Source organism: Mycobacterium sp. 4D054, assembly GCF_052245755.1.
Lineage (GTDB): Bacteria > Actinomycetota > Actinomycetes > Mycobacteriales > Mycobacteriaceae > Mycobacterium.
In genome coordinates this window covers 1-3667 of the sequence record NZ_JBQQCF010000113.1, presented here as the reverse complement: position 1 = coordinate 3667, position 3667 = coordinate 1, and the positions used below count along the sequence as shown (strand labels likewise).

Genomic DNA, 3667 nt, shown 5'->3' with positions numbered 1-3667 from the left:
ATCGGTAATCGAACTTTGGAACACAAGTCCGATCGGTTCGTGCAAAATTTTCACTGTTTCCAGAACATCCCCGGCGCCAAAGATGTGATACTCCGGAAATTTTGTCGCACTATCAACGTCGAGCACAAACATCCGCGTTTCCGGCAAGCCGCTCCTACTAAATGGCTGATCCTGGCCCACGACAGTGGCGCCGTGGAATGTCCCCCATGAGCACACTAATTCACGATCGCCCTCAGAATTATGGTAAAACGCTCGTATACCGTTGTGTTCGCCACCCGGAAATATCGTCGAAGCAGCCACCAGCTCTGGCGCAATCCAATGGCTCCATCCAGTGAGATCACTAGGCGGCTCCGGAACTCTAATCTCGTCAAGATACCGTAAGCCGATTCTTCGCACCGAGGAGTTCGGTACAGCTGTCTCATATGCCTCTACCACTGAACGCAATAACGGCTCGAAGGTCTCCTTATAGCCCCTATAACTTTCGCCGGAAACCGACAGCGACAGCGATGTTGGCGACAATGCTGCGACCGCCTGACCGTCCTGACGAATTGCACGTAGCTTTGGTGAATCGTCATCGGAATCTTGGCGGTCCTTCTGCTTCAGAAAGACCCCGGAAAGCTCTAAGACAGGCAGGACTTCTCTTACAGCCGTTCCGAACACATCGAGTGTGCTCTGTTTCTTGATCAGAGGCTCATAGTTGAGTTGAACCTCCACCGTCACCATCGCAAGTGGGGCGTGCGCGTACACCTCCCGGCGAGGGTAGGTCATTGTCCTCCTAGGAAACCAGATCCGAAACCAAGACTATAACCTGCCAGGGACAGGGTGACCGGCACTTCGAGTGGACGCACGGGCGGGGACCGCATGACGGGGCCACCCTATGACTCGTGTGGCCTTCGTCGCGCATAGGACCTATGCGCTACCAAGGTAGGCAGCAGCTTGCGCTCGAAGAGCCGGAGGGCGTCCGCGCTCCGGCTCTAATACACACTCTTTCAGCGGTCGGAGCTAAGGCGATTCCCATTCCCCGGCGAATTAGCGCGACAACTCGATGCTGACGAACAACCTGGAAGCCGGGGGCGCGCGGCGTCGGGCCGCCACACGCCCCCGGACGTCCGTTAACCCCCAGCCCGCGTTTGGATCGATATGCCGTTGCTGATTGCGGTGGCGTACTTTTCCACTTCTTCCTCCGAGATCGAGCCGCCGAACCTAGCCAGCTCGCGCTTCAGAACAGGGACGATCTCGACGACCGGTCGCCCCTTATAGCGCTCCTGCATGGAGTCCAAGGTCACCTGCAGCTTTGCTGCAACGTCCTGCAGCGCTGGTTTGGCCGCGCGGGCCAGTTGCTTTTCGAAGTCGCGGCTCATCTTGAAACCGGCGGCCATCGTCAAACACGCTGCCTGATAGTGGCTTCTGGGTTGCGGCGCGCTGTGGTCGCCTTCACGAACCTTCCACTCGCCGCGGAGCGGTGAACGACCTTCGCGTTCTTCGTTCCTCGCCCCACGGACTCAGTAGTGGTCGTTCGGCGATTTCGACGTGCAGTTGACGCCTTCACGAAACGGCCGGTTCGCGCACTTCTACTCACTGCTCGTGGCATGTCGACACTCCATATCTGGGCCTGCGCCCATCCGTAGAGCACTACACGCGAGATCGGCTAGAGTCGAATCCCTAGTCACCCAACTAGACGCCGGCCCTGAGCGATCTCACCCTGATCGCCAGGGCTTCGGTGCTCTAGGCGCAGTCTACGCCAAAAGTTTCTCTTTTGGTTTCTGTTTCGGTTTCCTCCCGCGCCAAACTGACACACCAAGCGCCAGCCATGGTCGGCAAGTTTCAAAACAGGGCTGACTCGGCTCGCGGTATCCACGACCCCGTTGCGATGGATCTAGGCATGGGACTAACTCAACTAACCCGACGCAAAGTGCCGGCCAGCCGCGGCGCTCCCGGCCTGGTCGGACCAGATAGTGGCGGCCACGCGGGTCCACCACCGCGGCGCACAGTCCGCGGTGGTGGCCCCCGCCCTGCTGCAGTGCCTGATGATCGACCCTCCCTACCGCGTATAGGTAGGACCGAACTGCGAAGTCATTCGGCCGGGTTCTCGATACACTGGAACAGCGACAGACCGCTGTCATCAACTAACGCGGATGCGCGTAAGCACATCGTTATAGCGGACCTGTTGCACGGCAATTAATTCCGTGTCCTACGGAGACCGTCCGTGCATCAAATTGTTTAGCGAGAACGCATCTCGTTAAGCAACGAAATGACACTCGACAAACCATCTTCGACCAGTCCTTCATCGCGTAGTTCGAAGTGGTGCGGGAGCGCTCTTTCGCCCGCCGCGGTAGTGCCATTACGCCGGCGGTTCGGATCCCGGTGTACCACGATCAGCCCGTATTCCTCCAGCCTCATATGCGTGTCCCACACCGCTCGCGAAAGGTCGTACTCGAGCAGTCGGTCACGGGCGCGGATGATCAGGCGGTCCGCTGCAGTCTCACCACGGTATTTCAGGTCGCGCAGCATCAACCACATCGCGGTCTCGGATTTACTCAGGGCATGCACCCATCCATTGGTGAAGAACGTCGTCGGGACTGAAAAAATCCTGTTCTGCGAGGCTGGCCGTGTGTATCGCTTAGTGCCGGCAGCGGTACGCCCGCTCTCCCGATTGAGATGCACCTGGTCATCGAATCGCAGTTCTCCCTTCTTGCCGCCAGGGGGCACCTCGGCGACGCCGAGCTTGTCGAGTTGCACAAGCGCATCGCGAATCTGACGCTTCCGGTTATTGCGGGAGTTGCTCGCAAACGCAGCATTCTTGGATGGATTGTGAGAAGCAGGGATTGCGATCAAGTCGACCAACCCGACTGCATCGTCCTCACCGTCGACCGTGGGCTTCAGGAGGGCGTCTTTTCCAAGGGCATCACCGGTTTGTGCCAAATAGAGGAGTGTGAGACCTACCCGTAAACCCACTCCCTTGGTCAGAGATACCAATGCCGCCAGGGGCGGCTGACGCGGCAGGGCCGGCTTGGGTCGGTCGACCAGCTTGGCTTCGTCGAACTCCACCCCTTCCACAAGAGGAAGCAGCCGTCGAACGAACCCCGCCCGGATTGCGACATCAGCCGGTGGTGTAATCGTCGCTTCGGCCCACCGCGTCAAGTGAGCTCGTACCTCTACGTCAACCGGGTGCAGGCCTGCTCGCAACGTCTCCAACCCATTGATCCGCTCTCGTATGACGTCGCGCCGGGGCTTCGATTTTGGGCGCTGATCCCTGGCATCCATACCGACACCGTACTCGGATGTTGACCTTTCGCAGAAAACGGATTGACAGGCCTATGGGTCTCCTATGTCCTCTGAAAGGGTCAATGTCAAATAGGCGTGACAATCCGTGTTGCTGCCGAGATCGAGTGTAGTCGACAGCAGACGGAAGAGACGCTTGTCTGGTGTCAGTCGCACGAAGCTCCGCCCCAGGAGCTGATTGACGACAACTACCTCGGGCCCGGGGTTTGAACCACAGGAACTCATTCGAAAGGAGCACACGCAATGGACCACCCCCATCCCCCGGGCCGCAACCCCCGCCCTCCGATCTGGCCCGCCCTCGCGTTCGTCGTCGCAGTCGTACGCACCCTGATCGACGTCTGGCAGTTGTTTGACGGTTAGCCGCAGGCAGGGGAGGTCGCTAGGT

The 3667-nt window shown here is 59.0% G+C and carries 3 protein-coding genes; all 3 read right to left on the bottom strand.

Translation table 11 applies throughout. The features are described from left to right. A partial coding sequence (locus ACTWP6_RS30005) for a TIGR04255 family protein (protein ID WP_443189610.1) occupies positions 1-768 on the bottom strand: 768 nt, incomplete at its 3' end. A 344-nt stretch (positions 769-1112) separates the two neighbouring features. After that, a complete protein-coding gene (locus tag ACTWP6_RS30000) occupies positions 1113-1379 on the bottom strand; it encodes a hypothetical protein (protein WP_443189609.1) in 267 nt (88 codons plus the stop codon). An 841-nt stretch (positions 1380-2220) separates the two neighbouring features. After that, the gene (locus ACTWP6_RS29995; RefSeq protein WP_443189608.1) at positions 2221-3048 is read right to left on the bottom strand and encodes a hypothetical protein; all 828 of its coding nucleotides are present in this window, start codon (positions 3046-3048) and stop codon (positions 2221-2223) included. Between the last annotated feature and the right edge of the window lie 619 nt (positions 3049-3667).

Coding starts and splice junctions, on each gene's coding strand:
- ACTWP6_RS30000 (WP_443189609.1), bottom strand. CDS start 1,379: ATGGCCGCCGGTTTCAAGATGAGCCGCGACTTCGAAAAGCAACTGGCC.